Source organism: Allochromatium palmeri (genome assembly GCF_009720725.1).
Lineage (GTDB): Bacteria > Pseudomonadota > Gammaproteobacteria > Chromatiales > Chromatiaceae > Thermochromatium > Thermochromatium palmeri.
In genome coordinates this window covers 1-15,439 of sequence record NZ_WNKT01000003.1, presented here as the reverse complement: position 1 = coordinate 15,439, position 15,439 = coordinate 1, and the positions used below count along the sequence as shown (strand labels likewise).

Annotated in this window: 12 protein-coding genes; 11 read left to right on the top strand and 1 reads right to left on the bottom strand. The window is 63.8% G+C overall.

Annotated features, from left to right (window positions below; all coding sequences use genetic code 11):
- The first annotated feature begins 154 nt into the window (after positions 1-154).
- Positions 155-2,014 (top strand): DEAD/DEAH box helicase, encoded by a 1,860-nt coding sequence (locus GJ668_RS02300; protein ID WP_155448507.1) that lies wholly within the window; start codon positions 155-157, stop codon positions 2,012-2,014.
- Between the two features lie 84 nt (positions 2,015-2,098).
- Here the strand turns inward: GJ668_RS02300 and yrfG are convergent, their stop codons facing one another.
- Positions 2,099-2,788, bottom strand: coding sequence for a GMP/IMP nucleotidase (gene yrfG / locus GJ668_RS02295; protein ID WP_155448506.1), 690 nt, complete (start codon positions 2,786-2,788; stop codon positions 2,099-2,101).
- Between the two features lie 73 nt (positions 2,789-2,861).
- Here yrfG and GJ668_RS02290 point away from each other — a divergent pair, with 73 nt between their 5' ends.
- The 10 genes from GJ668_RS02290 (at position 2,862) to GJ668_RS02245 (ending at position 15,206) form a co-directional block, all read left to right on the top strand.
- On the top strand, positions 2,862-6,422 hold the full coding sequence (locus GJ668_RS02290) for a class I SAM-dependent DNA methyltransferase (RefSeq protein WP_222930744.1): 3,561 nt from the start codon (positions 2,862-2,864) through the stop codon (positions 6,420-6,422).
- 89 nt (positions 6,423-6,511) lie between these two features.
- Positions 6,512-7,090, top strand: coding sequence for a hypothetical protein (locus GJ668_RS02285; protein ID WP_155448505.1), 579 nt, complete (start codon positions 6,512-6,514; stop codon positions 7,088-7,090).
- An 11-nt stretch (positions 7,091-7,101) separates the two neighbouring features.
- Positions 7,102-7,293 (top strand): hypothetical protein, encoded by a 192-nt coding sequence (locus tag GJ668_RS02280; protein WP_155448504.1) that lies wholly within the window; start codon positions 7,102-7,104, stop codon positions 7,291-7,293.
- Positions 7,294-7,310: 17 nt separating this feature from the next.
- Positions 7,311-7,616, top strand: coding sequence for a hypothetical protein (locus tag GJ668_RS02275; protein WP_155448503.1), 306 nt, complete (start codon positions 7,311-7,313; stop codon positions 7,614-7,616).
- Positions 7,617-7,796: 180 nt separating this feature from the next.
- Positions 7,797-8,336: a hypothetical protein gene (locus GJ668_RS02270; RefSeq protein WP_155448502.1), complete on the top strand. Its 540-nt coding sequence runs from the start codon at positions 7,797-7,799 to the stop codon at positions 8,334-8,336.
- The gene (locus GJ668_RS02265; RefSeq protein WP_155448501.1) at positions 8,333-8,536 is read left to right on the top strand and encodes a hypothetical protein; all 204 of its coding nucleotides are present in this window, start codon (positions 8,333-8,335) and stop codon (positions 8,534-8,536) included. Before GJ668_RS02270 ends, GJ668_RS02265 begins: the two co-directional genes overlap by 4 nt.
- 171 nt (positions 8,537-8,707) lie before the next feature.
- On the top strand, positions 8,708-9,760 hold the full coding sequence (locus GJ668_RS02260; protein ID WP_155448500.1) for a thioredoxin family protein: 1,053 nt from the start codon (positions 8,708-8,710) through the stop codon (positions 9,758-9,760).
- Positions 9,761-9,878: 118 nt separating this feature from the next.
- Positions 9,879-11,999, top strand: coding sequence for a phosphate acetyltransferase (gene pta / locus GJ668_RS02255; RefSeq protein ID WP_155448499.1), 2,121 nt, complete (start codon positions 9,879-9,881; stop codon positions 11,997-11,999).
- Positions 11,999-13,210, top strand: a complete 1,212-nt coding sequence (locus GJ668_RS02250; RefSeq protein ID WP_155448498.1) for an acetate/propionate family kinase — start codon at positions 11,999-12,001, stop codon at positions 13,208-13,210. Before pta ends, GJ668_RS02250 begins: the two co-directional genes overlap by 1 nt.
- A 91-nt stretch (positions 13,211-13,301) precedes the next feature.
- A complete protein-coding gene (locus tag GJ668_RS02245; RefSeq protein ID WP_186342830.1) occupies positions 13,302-15,206 on the top strand; it encodes an OmpA family protein in 1,905 nt (634 codons plus the stop codon).
- Positions 15,207-15,439 lie beyond the last annotated feature (233 nt).

Below are 15,439 nucleotides of genomic sequence, written 5' to 3'. Positions count from 1 at the left end.
CGGATCGGGACGAGGAGCGGGCCGGCGAATTGGCGTTGATATCGGCCCTTGAGTAAGATGCTATTTGATCCAAAGCGAAGGTAATTTGCAAGCCTTGCCGTCCGCGAGGCTTCGAAACCGCTCAGCAGGCCAACCCGGACGTTCGTATAGCTTCATGACCGATACACATCTGACCTCGATCCGTTTCGACAGTTTCGCGCTCGATCCCCGGATCCTCGCCGGTCTCACCGACGCCGGCTTCACCCAGTGCACGCCTATCCAGGCCGAGACCCTGCCGATCGCTCTGGACGGCCAGGACGTCGCCGGACAGGCCCAGACCGGCACCGGCAAGACGGCGGCCTTTCTGCTGGCGCTCATGCAGCGTCTGCTGAACCCGACGCCTGACGCGCCTGAATCCGCCGAAGCCGTCGAGCAACGCCGTCATCCACGGGCGCTGGTGCTGGCCCCGACGCGCGAGCTGGCGGTGCAGATCCACAAGGATACCGTGTCGCTGGCCAAGCACACGGGTCTGCGCTCGACCGTGGTCTTCGGCGGCACCGGCTATCAGCAGCAGCGCGACGAGCTGGCCGCCGGTGTCGACATCCTGATCGGCACGCCTGGGCGGCTGATCGACTACTACAAGCAGCACGTCTTCAACCTCCGGAGTATCGAGGTGGTGGTGCTCGACGAGGCCGATCGCATGTTCGATCTCGGCTTCATCAAGGACATCCGCTATCTGTTCCGCCAGATGCCACCGGTCGAGCAGCGGCTCGGGATGCTGTTCTCGGCCACGCTCTCCTATCGGGTCACGGAACTGGCCTATGAGCACATGAACCATCCGCGTCTGGTCAAGATCGAGACCGAGCAGGTCACGGCCGATCGGGTGCGTCAGGTCTGCTACATGACCGCCAACGAGGAGAAGATCCCGCTGCTGCTCGGGCTCATCCGCGGCTGGCCGGACGGGCGCATCATCGTCTTCGTCAACACCAAGCGCGAGGCCGACCGCGTCTGGGGTTATCTCCAGGGCAACGGCATCGACACCGCCGTGCTCTCGGGCGACGTGCCCCAGCCCAAGCGGCTCAAGCTGTTGCGCGACTTCACCAACGGCGCCCTGCCGGTGCTGGTCGGCACCGATGTCGCCGCGCGCGGTCTGCATATCCCGAACGTGACCCATGTCGTCAACTACGACCTGCCGGAAGATCCCGAGGACTATGTGCACCGCATCGGGCGCACCGCGCGCGCCGGGGCGACAGGGGATGCGGTCAGCTTCGTCTGCGAGACCTATGCCTTCTGTCTGCTCGACATCGAGCAGTACATCGAGGCCAAGGTGCCGGTCGCGCCCGTTGATCCGGCCCTGCTTGCCGACATCGATCCGCGCAGTCGGATCCGTCCGGATCGCGCCGACCGCGAGGAACGGCGCGATGGACGTGGTGGACGCGAGCGCAGTGACGGACGCGGCAGCACGCGCGGGCGTGAGCGGCGTCCAGTACGCGAGCGTCCGGCCGAGACGCCGGTCAGCCCGATCGAACCGGCCATCACGGCTGAAGTCGTCGAGGTCGTCGAAATTATCGCGGCGCGCATCGAGACACCCGCCGCCCCGCTCGTCCAGCCCGAGGAGCCGGTGGCGCCTAATCGCCCGGACGCGACGGCATCGATCCGGCTCAAGACGCTCGACGAGAGCATTCTCGACCAGCTCGTCGACGAGTGGCCTCAGCGGATCGGGCCGGAGCTGGAGATCCCCGATATGCCGATCATCCGCCGCGTCCGCCGCGCGCGCGGTCAGCTCGAACCGGCGGCGCTGACCAGCCCGCTGCGGCTCAAGCCGACCAAACCGACCAAACCGACTAAACCGGCAGTGGTCGAGCCAGTCGCGGCACCGTCCAAAACGCCGCGGCCCGTTATCGACGCCGAGTCCGAGGCCGATGAGTCCGAAACCCGGCCCAAGCGTCGTCGTCGTCGACGCAAACCGGTCGGGGAGGACGGTTCAGGCAACGCCGGGGGCCACCCGTCCGAGACCCCGGAGGTCGTGGACTGAACCGTCTGCGCGGTCGCCTACGCCGGCGACCGCCCCAGAAGCAACAGGACGCAACACAGGGTGCATCCCCCGCGCCGGCGTTCTCTATTTTTCTGCGCCCGCGAGGTTCCCCAACAGCGCCGAGAAGTCGTGGATCGCGGGGAAGTCCGCCGTCGTGAGCGGTGGCCGCCTGGAGTCGGGCGCCACCACCGCCAGCAGCCAGCGGAAACCATGCGCGCGCGCGGCGCGCAGTACACTCGGGTTGTCGTCGATGAAGAGCGTGCGCTCGGGGTCGAATGGCTCGATGCGCTGGAAGGCGGGCCAGAAGTCGGGCGACTCCTTGGCGAGACCGAGATCGTGCGCGCAGACGATGCGCTCCAGATGACCGGCGAGCGCCGTGCGCTCGAGTTTGAGCGCGAGCGCTTTCTGGTGGGCGTTCGTGACCAGGACGCGCCGCTTGCCGAGCGCGGCCAGGAATTCCAGGAAATCCATCACATGCGGATGGACCGCGATCAGATGTTCGACCTCGCGTTTGAGCAGCACGATGTCCAGGCCCAGCTCGCGGCTCCAGTGGTCGACGCAGTACCATTCGAGCGTGCCCGCGATGTCGCGATAGCGAGCCAGCAGTTCGGCACGGGCGGCCTCGAACGACAGGCCACGTGCCTCGCTATAGCGACGCGGAACGTGTTCGAGCCAGAAATGGTTGTCGAAATGCAGATCGAGCAGGGTGCCGTCCATGTCGAGGAAGACAGTGTCGATCTGGGTCCAGTCGATGGGGTCATTGGTCGTGGTCATACGGCATCGGGCTCGAAAGGCGTCAAGTTGCCGCGGATTGTAGACAGGTTTTTGAGTATTCAGGACGCTTTTCGTGCCAATCCTTGACCCAGACATCGAACCGGCCGTCGCCGCCTTCATCGCCCGCTGGAGCAGCGGCGCCAGCCACGGCGGTAACGAGCGGGCCAATCTCCAGATGTTCATTCTGGAACTCTGCGCGCTGCTCGACCTGCCGTCGCCCGATCCCGCCGGGTCCGAGCATGGCGACAATGCCTATGTGTTCGAGCGCAAGCTGATCGAGCGTTTCGCCGATGGCGGTCAGACTACGCGCGCGGTGGACTGTTATCGGCGCGGGTGCTTCATCCTCGAAGGCAAGGACACCGGCAAACGGACGGGTAGCGGCGGCTGGGATACGGCCATCGTCAAGGCGCGTCAGCAGTCGGAGAACTACATCCGCTGTCTGCCGCCCGAGGAAGGGCGTCCGCCCTTCATCGTCATCGTCGATGTCGGGCGCGCGTTCACGCTCTATGCCGAGTTCAGCCGCTCGGGCGGGCACTATGTCGCCTTTCCCGACGCGCGCCGTCACACCATCCGGCTGGAGCAGTTGCGCGATCCCGAGATCCGCGCCCGTCTGCGCGCGCTCTGGCTCGATCCGCTCAGTCTCGATCCCAGCCGCCGCGCGGGACAGGTCACGCGCCAGATCGCCGATCGGCTGGCCGGGCTGGCCAAGTCGCTGGAGTCCGATGGGCAGGCCGCCGAGCGGGTCGCCGGGTTTCTGATGCGCTGTCTGCTGACCATGTTCGCCGAGGACGTGGGGCTGTTGCCTGAGCGCGGGTTCACCGAACTGCTCAAGCGGTTGCAGGCCAGGCCCGAGTCCTTCGCGCCGCAGTTGCTCAGTCTGTGGCAGACCATGAACAGCGGCGGGTTTGCGCCGGCGCTCGATGCGGCGCTGCCGCGTTTCAATGGCGGGCTGTTCGCCGAGCCGGAGGTGATCGCGCTGTCGGCGGCGCAGATCGGGCTGTTGATCCAGGCCGCCGAGGCCGACTGGCGCGAGGTCGAGCCGGCGATCTTCGGTACCCTGCTGGAGCGGGCGCTCGATCCGCGCGAGCGGCACAAGCTGGGGGCGCACTATACGCCGCGTGCCTATGTCGAGCGGCTGGTGTTGCCGACGGTGATCGAGCCGTTGCGCGCCGAGTGGGCGGAGGTGCAGGCGGCGGCGCTCAATTATCACGCGCGCGGCAAGACGGCGGAGGCGGTGGCGGAGATCCGCGCCTTTCATCATCAGTTGTGTTCGACGCGCATTCTGGATCCGGCGTGCGGGAGCGGGAATTTTCTCTATGTGACCCTGGAGCACATGAAGCGGCTCGAAGGCGAGGTGCTGGAGGTGCTGGGCGGTCTGGTCAAATCCGGGGCGTTCGAGCTGGCTGGGCTGACGGTCGATCCGCATCAGTTTCTGGGGCTGGAGGTCAATCCGCGTGCGGCGCGGATCGCGGAGCTGGTGCTGTGGATCGGCTATCTGCAATGGCATTTCCGCACCTATGGCAACGTCAATCCGCCGGAGCCGGTGTTGCGGGATTTCCACAATATCCGGCATCGGGATGCGTTGATCGATTATGCGGCGGTCGAGCCGGTTGCGGACGCGGATGGTCGGGCGGTGACGCGCTGGGATGGAGTGACGATGCGGGTCAGTCCGGTGACGGGCGAGGCGATTCCGGACGAGTCGGCGCGGGTGGCGCAGGTGCGGTATGTCGAGCCGCGTCGGGCGGAGTGGCCGGAGGCGGATTTCATTGTGGGGAATCCGCCGTTTATTGGGGCCGCGACCATGCGGCGTGCGCTTGGGGATGGCTATGTGGACGCAGTGCGTCAGACCTGGCCGGAGGTGCCGGAGTCGGCGGATTTCGTCATGTACTGGTGGCATATTGCGGCGGAGACTGTGCGGACGGGGCGGGTGAAGGGCTTTGGTTTCATCACGACCAATTCGATTCGGCAGACCTTCAATCGGCGGGTGATCCAGGCTCAGATGGCAGCCAAGCCGCCGCTGGCGCTGGCCTTTGCCATTCCCGATCATCCCTGGGTGGATGCGGCGGATGGGGCGCAGGTGCGGATTGCGATGACGGTGGGCGTGGCCGGGGAGCGCGAGGGGCGGTTGCTTCAGGTGCGCGAGGAACTTGGAAGCGATCAGGATGGCGTGCAGGTCGAGTTGCAGGAGCGGGTCGGGCGGATCTTTGCGGATTTGAAGATCGGCGTGAATGTCGCGGGAGCAACGCCATTACGCGCCAACGGTGACATCAGCAATCGCGGTTTCTGCCTATTCGGCGCTGGATTCATCATCACGCCGGAAGAAGCTGAGAGTTTCGGGCTGGGCCAGGTTTCAGGGCTGGAGCAGCATATCCGACACTATCGCAACGGGCGTGACCTGACCGACAAGCCGCGTGGCGTCATGGTCATCGACCTGTTCGGGCTGACCGCAGAAGAAGCGCGTGAACGGTATCCAGCGACCTATCAACGTGTGCTCGACCGCGTCAAGCCCGAGCGCGATCAGAACAAGCGCGAGGTGCGTCGTCGGAACTGGTGGCTGTTCGGCGAACCGAATCCGAAGCTACGCCAGCAACTCGCCGGATTGCCGCGCTTCATCGCTACCGTCGAAACGATGAAGCACCGGATCTTTCAGTTCCTCGATGCCACGATCCTGCCCGACAACAAATTGGTCAACATCGCCAGCGACGATGCCTTGATGCTCGGCATTCTGTCGAGCCGTCCGCATGTCGCTTGGTCGTTGGCGGCTGGAAGTCGGCTCGGTGTCGGTAACGATCCGGTCTACGTCAAAACCACCTGCTTTGAGACCTTCCCGTTTCCCGACGCCACACCCGAGCAAGCCGCCACCATCCGCGATCTGGCTGAACGGCTCGACGCCCACCGCAAACGCCAGCAGGCCGCCCATCCCGAACTGACCCTGACCGGGATGTACAACGTGCTCGAAAAACTCCGGACCCTGGGAGCGCGGGCCTCTGGCCCGCATGCGGGCGGGACGCCCGCGCTCCTCGCCAAGGAGCGCCTTATCCATGAACAGGGACTGGTCTCACTGCTCGCCGAACTCCACGACGACCTCGACCGCGCCGTCTTCGCCGCCTATGGCTGGGACGACCTGGCCGAACGGCTGATCGGTCGCCCCGGAGCCACCACCCCGCCTCCCGACAAACCCGAAGCCCAGACCGAGGCCGAAGAACACCTGCTGCAACGCCTCGTCGAACTCAACGCCGAACGCGCCGCCGAGGAAGCACGCGGCCAAATCCGCTGGCTCCGTCCCGACTATCAGAACCCCAACGCCGCTCCCACCCCCGAGCAAACAGCCGCGCCACTGGAGACGGAGACCGACCTCGCGCCCGACACCGAGACACCGCCCCGCACCGACGCCACCGCCCCCGCCAAGCTCAAAAAACGCCCCTGGCCGAAAGGAATGCGCGACCAGATCGCCGCCGTGCGCGAAACCCTGAACGACGAAGCCCTGACCCTGGACGCCCTGGTCGCCGGCTTCAAAGACCCGAAGAAGACCGCGCCCCTGATCGCCGACGCCCTCGCCGCCCTGGCCGAACTGGGCCTGGTCCAGCGCGAGGGAGAGCACTACCGGATGGCCGGGAGCCGGTCGGGCGGATAGGGCGAGCACGATGCGACACCCAAAGGGCGAGCGCCTGATCCAGGTGATCAACGTCAAGCGGCCAGAGGTGCGTGGTAAGCTTTCCTGTCATGCGATCAGAAGAATTAGCCGCACTGGCCGGAGACCTCAAGCCGGTCGATCTCGGGCCGATCCATAATCGTGCACGCGATGAAGTTGTGCGTCTTGGGAAAGCCACAGGTAAGGAGCATGGTGTGGCGGTGTTCGAGGACGGAACAACGCTATCCTTTGGCGGCGAGTATGAAAATCGGCTCGATGTCCCGGAGTTTGACGCACCGCAAGGTTCGGTGACCATCCATCATAATCACCCCAGCGGGGACAGTTTCAGCCGCGCGGATATCCGTCTGCTACTCGAACGCCGCGATATCGGACGGGTTGATGCTCACGGACACGCGGGAGGATGGGCCAGTTGTGAGCGTGTGGCTGGTCCAGCCTCAAAAATCGTCTCACTGACCCTGATTCAGGATGCCGCTTCGCGCGCCAATCGGCTGGTTGAACAGGCTGTCTCCAGGAAGCAGCTTGAGGCTGACGCGGCTGGGGCCGGGTTATGGCAAGTGGTGATGGCGTTCATTTTGGAAAGCGAGGGCGTGATCCGCTACGCTTTGAATAGCGAGTCCGTCAGAGAGATAGCGCGAAAGATTTTGAAATGAAGGAGTGTCGAATGATGACCTATGTTTATGAAGAACCCTCTAGTCTGCGCATAGCTGACTGGGAAGATTTTTGCGCCGCAATGCGCGAAGAAGTGGCTCAACATCCTGATCGTGATGACGCCATCGAGGCGCTTCGGTTCGCGGAGTTCATGCTCGATGGCATCAGGCAAGCTTGGGAGGCGCCGCAGTCCAATGCGGCTTAATGCCCGGAGTCCGTGTGATGCAGATCGTACAGCAAGGCGATTGGTTGAAAGCCGCCAGGATCACGGGTTTGAACGATCACTATCTTGGGTTGCGCTTTGGCGTCGAGCCGCTGAATGATCTACGCCCGGTTGCCGCTGTGGTTCAGGAAGCGGTGGCCTTGGCAAACGCGGACTTCGGCACCTGTTATCAGGTGTCCGAGATCCAGATCGATGAACGTGACAAGTACAGCCCACGAGCCTGTCGCCTGATGGCGTATCAGATGATTGAGTACGCTGTCGAGCAAGGGCTGGTCTTTCATGTGCAGGAGCCTCAGGCCACCTGATTCGATCCGCCACCCGCCCCGGTCGGGCGGATAGGCCGAGCGCAACGCGGCGCCCAAGGATGATCGCCTGATCGACATCTTCGATGGGCCGCCAGAGGTACATCGGATTGGGACGCTGGGTGCTGTGGTAAGCTCGCCGGTCATGCGATCCTAAGAATTAGGAGCCTTGGCCGTGATCTGTTGCCTGTTGATCTCGGGCCGATCCACAACCGTGCACGTGATGAAGTCATGCGCAAAGGGATCGCGACCGGCAAAGAACATGGCATGGCAGTATTGGCCGATGGGACCACGGTTTCTTTTGGCGGAGAGTTTCAGAACTCGCTGAAAGTGCCGGAATTTGATTCCTCGAATGCCCGGGTGATCCTGCACCACAACCACCCAACAGGGGATAGTCTGAGCCGCCCTGACCTCCGCCTACTGCTTGGGCGGCCTGATCTTGCGCGAGTCGATGCCCATGGACACCTTGGCGGCTGGTCGAGTGCCGAACGAAATGGCGATGCGTTGCCGGTACCTGTCGCCGAGATCCTTGTTCAGGACGCTTCTTCTCAAGCCAAGATGCTGACCATGCGCGCGGTGAGCCGTGGCCACGTCAGCCAGGAGTCGGCACAAGCCGGGCTATGGCAAGTCGTCATGGCGTTGCTATTGGAAAGACAAGGTGCGATCCGCTACGCTCTCAACAGCGAGTCGGTTTTAGCGATGGCGCGGAAGGTGATCGAATGAGCGATGAATACATGCGTTACATCTACGAAGAGCCGGGTAGTCTCCGCGTGTCTGACTGGGAGGCGTTTTGTCAAACGATGCGTGAAGAGGTCGAGCGTCACCCGGATCGACGTGATGCTGTGGAGGCACTTCAGTCGGCAGAAAAAACGCTCAAACAGATTCGGGGCCTGTGGGCCGAGACGGAGGCCAGGGCCGCCTGATGAAAGATTGAGCCATCGCGCGGCGTCATGATGGCCCCGCCCGACGCTACTTGGAGGTGTTCGCCGCACCTGCGCTCGGATGGCATGAAAACGCCCCGAACTCTTCAAAAAGCGCGTCTACAATCTCCGGGGACTTGACAGGCCGCTTGCGGCAAGTGGTGATGCACCAATATGGCCTGGACGATTGAGCTTTCGGCCCTGGCTCGAAAGAACCTCATTTCAGTGCTGATCGTGTTCAGCTCAGCGTTGCCGGCGTTTGATCGACCCGACGACCTGGAACCGCAGGGTGGCACGCTAGCTCAGCATGTCAGTGAGACGGCGGCGTATCCGGACTGGTTCCTGTCGGATCGGCTCGACATTCGCGCCGACCTCGAAGCCGCCATCGCCACCGGCAAGCGCGGACTCATGGTCTATTTCGGCCAGAACCACTGCGTCCATTGTGAACGATTCATGCGTGTGAACCTCGCCGACCCGGATATCCTCGCCTATCTCCGCCATCATTTCGATCTGGTACCCATCGACATCCAGGGCCGCGCCGAGGTCAGAACGCTCGACGGCGAACGACTCGACGAACACACCTGGGCGCGGCGCGAGCAGACCGATTTCACGCCCTCGCTCCTGTTCTATGACGCCGAGGGTCGGCTGGCGCTCAGGCTGCGCGGCTATTATCCGCCCTATCAATTCCGGGCCGCGCTCGAATACGTCGCCGACGGTCACTATCAGCGCGAGTCCTTCGACGACTATCTGGCGCGCGGCGACGAGCGTCTGGTCTTCGACAGCGAGGATCTCAACGATCAGCCGTTCTTCAGTCCGCCGCCCCATGTACTCGACCGACGTCTTCCGTCCGCACGGCCGCTGGCGGTTTTCTTCGAGCGCGGCGACTGTCACGCCTGCGACCTGCTTCACGGTCAGGTGCGGCGCGCGCCCGAGATCCAGCGAGGGTTCGAGGCACTCGATGCGGTCCAGCTCGACAGGCGCTCCGATACGCCCGTCATCACGCCAGACGGCCAGCGCACCACGGCGCGCGCCTGGGCCGATGAACTTGGACTCCAGCATGCGCCGGCGCTCCTGTTCTTCGATGAACGAGGCCGTGAGTTGCAGCGGCTCGATGCGGTCGTCGACTTCTATCGTCTGAGTGAGGTGCTCGACGATATCCACTCGCACTCCGATCGCACGCCGGGCGACAGCGACTCGCGGGCGTTGCGTCAACCTGAGGCGCCCTGAGGCCGGTGTCATATCCCGGTCGCCCCTTGCCGCAGAGAATCTGGTATTTTTGCGCAATGCAGCATTTCAGCAGCCGCGCCAGACGCGCGGCTGATCTTTTTTTCGTTAGAGTGACATCATGCAAAGCATCTATATCGCTGGCGCCGGTGCCGGTAGCGGCAAGTCGGTCGTCGTCCTGGGTTTTATGGAGATGTTGTCAGCGGTTGGCCGCAAGGTCGGTTTCTTCCGTCCCTTCGCGCCCAGGGGCGCTGAGCTGGACAATCTCACCGCCCTGATCTGCGCCCGTTACGAACTGCCCTTTCCACCCGAGATGCTCTACGGCTGCACCGTGGAGACGGCGCGTCAGTTCATCGGCAGCGGGCGCTATGACGAGCTGCTCAAGCTCATCATGAACAAGTTCAAGATGCTCGAAGAGCAGTGCGATCTGGTCGTCTGTGCCGGCACCGACTACAACGGTCTCATCCCCTCGCTGGAGTTCGGCTTCAACGTCGATCTGGCCAACAACTTCGGTTGCAGCCTGGTGGCCGTGGTCAAGGGCTTCGGGCGTACACCACAGGAAGCCTGGGATGCGCTGCACATCACACACGAGCTGATGCGCGAGCGCGGCGCGGATTTTCTGGCCAGCGTGCTCAATGGCGTGGCGCCGGACGATCTGGAGGCGGTGTGTAGCCGGGTCCAGCATCTGCTCACTGAGACCGAGACCATCTATGTGCTGCCCGAACAGCCGGCGCTCGGCATGCCGACCATGGGCGAGATCCGTCAGGCACTCGGCGCTGAATGTCTCTATGGCGAGGGCGATGCCCTGCATCAGGTCGTCACCAACTACAAGATCGCCGCCATGGAGATCCCGGATTTCCTGCGCTATGTCGAGGACGGCTGTCTCATCATCACGCCCGGTGACCGCTCGGATATCATCCTGGCAAGTCTGGCCGCTGATGTGTCTTCGGCCTTTCCGCGCGTGGCCGGGCTGCTGCTCACCGGCGGTCTGCAACCTGCTGAAAAGGTCCGCGATCTGATCGATGGTCTGCGCCGCACCAAGGTTGCCATCCTCCAGGTGCCGACCGATACCTTCACCACCGCCATGCACGTCAGCGGGATCGAATCGAGCCTGCTGCCGGGCGACGAGCGCAAGATCGCCGCCGCGCTCGGTGTCTTCGAGGCGCATGTCGATCTTGAGGAGCTGCGCGGGCGCGTGGCCGTGCATCACTCCGAGCGGGTCACGCCGCTGATGTTCGAGTACGAGCTGATCCGCCGCGCCAAATCCAGGCGCCAGCGCATCGTGCTGCCCGAGGGCGGCGACGAGCGCATCCTGCGCGCCGCCGAGATCCTGAGTCTGCGCAAGGTCGCCGAGCTGACGCTGCTTGGCAATCCCGAGCGCATCTACCGCCGCGCCGCTGAATTGGGTCTGGATCTCGACGACATCCGCATCATCGATCCGGTCGATTCGCCCGATCGCCTCCGCTATGCCCAGACCTACTACGAGCTGCGCAAGCACAAGGGCATCTCCGAGCAGATGGCGCACGACGTGCTGCAGGATGTCAGCTATTTCGGCACCCTCATGGTCTATCATGGCGACGCCGATGGCATGGTCTCGGGCGCGACCCACACCACTCAGCACACCATCCGGCCCTCGTTCGAGACGGTCAAGACCAAACCGGACGTCAAGCTGGTCTCCAGCGTGTTCTTCATGTGTCTGCCGGATCGGGTGCTGGTCTATGGCGACTGCGCGGTCAATCCTAACCCCGACTCCGAGGAACTGGCCGACATCGCGATCAGCTCGGCCTCAACGGCTTTGGCCTTCGGTATCGAGCCGCGCATCGCCATGCTGTCCTATTCGAGCGGCAGCTCGGGCAAGGGCGAGGACGTCGACCGGGTGCGCGAGGCGGTGCGTCTGGTGCGCGAGCGTCGGCCCGATCTCAAGGTCGAGGGACCGATTCAGTACGATGCCGCCGTCGACATCGAGGTCGGGCGCTCCAAGATGCCAGACAGTGAGGTCGCGGGTCATGCGACCGTGCTCATCTTCCCCGACCTCAATACTGGCAACAATACCTACAAGGCCGTGCAGCGCAGCGCCAACGCCGTGGCCATCGGCCCGGTGCTTCAGGGGCTGAACAAGCCGGTCAATGATCTCAGTCGTGGCTGTACCGTCACGGATATCGTCAATACTGTAGCGATCACCGCCATCCAGGCGCAGAGCGAATCCGTCGCAACCATGACGACCAACGAGGAAACGGCTTAATGAAGGTTCTGGTTCTCAACTCGGGTAGTTCCTCGATCAAATATCAACTCTTCCGCGTCGAGGACTGGCAGGCGCTGGCCTCGGGCCTGGTCGAGCGCATCGGTGAGCCGGAAGGCGAGGTCAAGCTCAACTGGCTCGACGCTGATGAGGCGTCGCATTCGAGCCAGGAGTCACTGCCGATTCCGAGTCACGCGCAGGGCATCGATTACATCATCCGTGCGCTGCGTGACAGCGGGGTGCTGGTCGAGGTCAGCGAGCTGGCGGCCATCGGGCATCGCGTGGTCCATGGCGGGGTGCGCTTCAAGCAGCCGGCGCCCATTGATGAGGCTGTGATCGAAGCTATCCGCGAGGTGGTTCCGCTCGCTCCGCTGCACAACCCCGGCCATCTGGCCGGCATCGAGGCGGCGCGCGCGAACTTTCCAGGCGTGCCTTCGGTGGCGGTCTTCGATACGGCGTTTCATCAGACCATGGCGCCGGCGGCCTATCGCTATGCCATTCCCGAGGCGCTCTATAGCGAGCATCGCATCCGCCGTTATGGTTTCCACGGCACCTCGCATCACTATGTCGCCAAGCGCGCCGCCGAACAGCTCGGCAAGCCGCTCGATCAGTGCAATCTGATTACCTTGCATCTGGGCAATGGTGCGAGCGCCACGGCGATCCGCGCCGGACAGTGCGTCGATACGTCCATGGGCCTGACGCCGCTCGAAGGGCTGGTCATGGGCACACGCAGTGGCGACATCGATCCGGCCGTCGTTATCTATCTGTGCAAGCATCTGGGGCTGGATGCCGACGGGCTGGACCGGCTGTTCAACCGTCAGAGCGGACTGCTGGGTGTGTGCGGTGTCAACGACATGCGCGAGATCGATCAACTGGCCGCCGCCGGTGATGAGCGCGCCGAGCTGGCCATCGCCATCACCACCCACAGGCTCAAGAAATATATCGGCGCCTATTACGCCGAGCTGGGTCAGGTCGATGCCATCGTCTTTACCGGCGGTATCGGCGAGAATGCTGCTGAGATCCGCCGTCGCGCCTGCGAGGGACTGGAGCGTCTGGGCATCCTGATTGACAGCGAACTCAATAATTCACGCGCCCTGCGCGGTGAGCGCTGCATCAGCGTGCCCGGGGGCGACGTCAGGATCCTGGTCATCCCGACCAATGAAGAACTGGAGATCGCCCAGCAGGCGCTGCGGACGGTCGCGGGCGATGCCTGAGATCGAAGCGCTGCCAGATCGCCACGGCTGTGCTGGGATCAGCCGCGCAAGTACGCGATAATCGCCCGGTGCAAATTTTCAGGAGACGATGATGTCCGAGCCAAGCCGCCCTCAGTCCGGTAGTCAATCCTTCTGGAAACTGATTGCCTTTGCCTTGATGTTGGCGCTGGTTGGCGTCTACATCCTCTATGACTGGTACGACGACCGACTCAACGCGCAGCTCGCTGAGAAGGACGGCCTCATCGTTCAACTGAGCAATCGCGTCAAGGAGACCGAGGCACGGCGTCTGGCGGCCGAGGAGGGCTGGAACGCCAGCCGCGCCGATATCAATGCGCTCAAGGAGCAGTTCAAGGACGAGAAGCAGGATCTGAACGACCAGATCCATATGCTCGAAGAGATCAAGGTCGGTCTGGGTCAGGACATGGAGGGCATCAAGGCCGCGCACGCGGCGGTGCTGGCCGACGAGCGTCAAAAAACGGCCCGAGCCATCGCCGAGCAGGAACGTCTCGCGGCGATACACGACGAGATCTGGGCGCAACTGGAAGCCGAGCGCGCCAAGGTGCAGGGGCTGAAGGCGGATCTGAGCCGGGTCAATGACACCATCGCCGAGGCCGCGACCAGTCATCAGCAGCGCATCGCCGAGCTGGAGCGCCATCTCAACGAGCGTGTATCCCTGGCGCGTACCACACCCGAAGACGCTGAACTGCTCAGGACCATCCAGGAACTGGGCCCCTTGGGCACGCCCGCTGGCCGTATCGCCGAGGCTCAGGCGCTCGCCGACGAACTCGCCACCACCAAGGCCGAGTTCGAGACGAACTATAAGGAACTGGAGGCCACGCGCGCGCGTCTGGCCGAGTCTCAGACTGAACTGCAGCAAGTGCGCATGGATCTTGAGTTGAGCCAGCATGATGCCGCTCAGGCTGGACAGGCGCGCGAAGCACTGGCCAGGGTCGCCGCGCTCGAAGCCGAGCTGAACGCCGAGCGCGAGGCGCGCGCGGCTCTGGAGCAGCAGCATGCAGAGACCGCCGCTGCACGCGATGCAGCACTGGCCGAACGCGATCAGCGCCTGGCCGAGATGCAGACAGCACTGGAGGCGGTCCGTACCGAGGCCAACGACGAGGCCCAAGCTGCCGAGCAGTTGACCGCTGCCGAGGCGCGTATCCAGGAGCTGGAATCCAGTCTGGAGACAGCGCGCTCCCAGGCCGAAGACTCACAAGCGGCGTTGAACGAAGCACTGGAGCAGGCGCGCACGCGTTTGGCTGAACTCCAGCAGGCGGCCGAGACAGCCATGCAGGACGACAGTCAGGCGCTGGTCGAGGCGCAAGCGCGGATCGAATCACTCGAAGCTGAGTTGCAGACCGTGCGTACCGAGGCTCAGAGCGATCCGGCGCTGGATACGGCGCTGAACGAAGCCCAGGCACAGATCACGTCGCTTGAAGCCGAACTGGAGCAGGCACGCGCTCAGAGCGCCGATCAGGCCTTGGCTGACGCTCAGCAGCAGATCGCCGCGCTCGAAACCGAGCTGGAGACGGCACGCCAGTCGGCGCCGTCAGCCGATCAGGGTGAGGCGGCGGATGAACTGGCCCGTTTGCGCGCTCTGCAAACCAGTTTCGCCCAGCTCAATGGCACCTTCACCGAGCACGGGTTGCTCCTGAATCTGGCTGAATCCGATCTGAGCTTTACCATCGGCCAGGCGACGCTACCGGCCGGCGAGCTGGAGAGTCTGGACCGCATCGCCGCACTCCTTAAGAGCCATCCCGAGCTGACTGCGCGCATCGAGGGGCATAGCGACAGTCTCGGCAGTGCAGCGCTGAACCAAAGCCTGTCACTCCAGCGTGCCGAGGCGGTTCGTCAGGCACTTGTCGAACGCGGCGTGGATGAAGGGCGTCTGACTGCCGAGGGGCTGGGACCGACGCGCCCGATCGCCGACAACACGACCGCCGAGGGGCGTGGCAAGAACCGCCGGGTCGAGGTCTATATTCTCGACCGCGACTGATGCCATCGGCGCGGATTCGAGCTAGTACCGCGCACTGTGAATTTTCGGGATAATCGCTCATCATTCTCCCACAGCCTGATTGTGAGTCGCTTCCCATGGCCCGTCCTGCCCCGTTGATTGAGCTACCCCCTGAACCACGCACCGTCCTGGAAGGTTTGGCGCGAAGCCGTGAAACCGCCCACAGCCTGGTGCAGCGGGCGCAGATCGTGCTGCGCGCTGCCGACGGTGAGCGT

Bases quoted from the DNA above. Each gene is read 5' to 3' on its own strand.
- GJ668_RS02300 (WP_155448507.1), top strand. From the start codon at position 155: ATGACCGATACACATCTGACCTCGATCCGTTTCGACAGTTTCGCGCTC.
- yrfG (WP_155448506.1), bottom strand. From the start codon at position 2,788: ATGACCACGACCAATGACCCCATCGACTGGACCCAGATCGACACTGTC.
- GJ668_RS02285 (WP_155448505.1), top strand. From the start codon at position 6,512: ATGCGATCAGAAGAATTAGCCGCACTGGCCGGAGACCTCAAGCCGGTC.
- GJ668_RS02280 (WP_155448504.1), top strand. From the start codon at position 7,102: ATGATGACCTATGTTTATGAAGAACCCTCTAGTCTGCGCATAGCTGAC.
- GJ668_RS02275 (WP_155448503.1), top strand. From the start codon at position 7,311: ATGCAGATCGTACAGCAAGGCGATTGGTTGAAAGCCGCCAGGATCACG.
- GJ668_RS02265 (WP_155448501.1), top strand. From the start codon at position 8,333: ATGAGCGATGAATACATGCGTTACATCTACGAAGAGCCGGGTAGTCTC.
- GJ668_RS02260 (WP_155448500.1), top strand. From the start codon at position 8,708: ATGGCCTGGACGATTGAGCTTTCGGCCCTGGCTCGAAAGAACCTCATT.
- pta (WP_155448499.1), top strand. From the start codon at position 9,879: ATGCAAAGCATCTATATCGCTGGCGCCGGTGCCGGTAGCGGCAAGTCG.
- GJ668_RS02250 (WP_155448498.1), top strand. From the start codon at position 11,999: ATGAAGGTTCTGGTTCTCAACTCGGGTAGTTCCTCGATCAAATATCAA.
- GJ668_RS02245 (WP_186342830.1), top strand. From the start codon at position 13,302: ATGTCCGAGCCAAGCCGCCCTCAGTCCGGTAGTCAATCCTTCTGGAAA.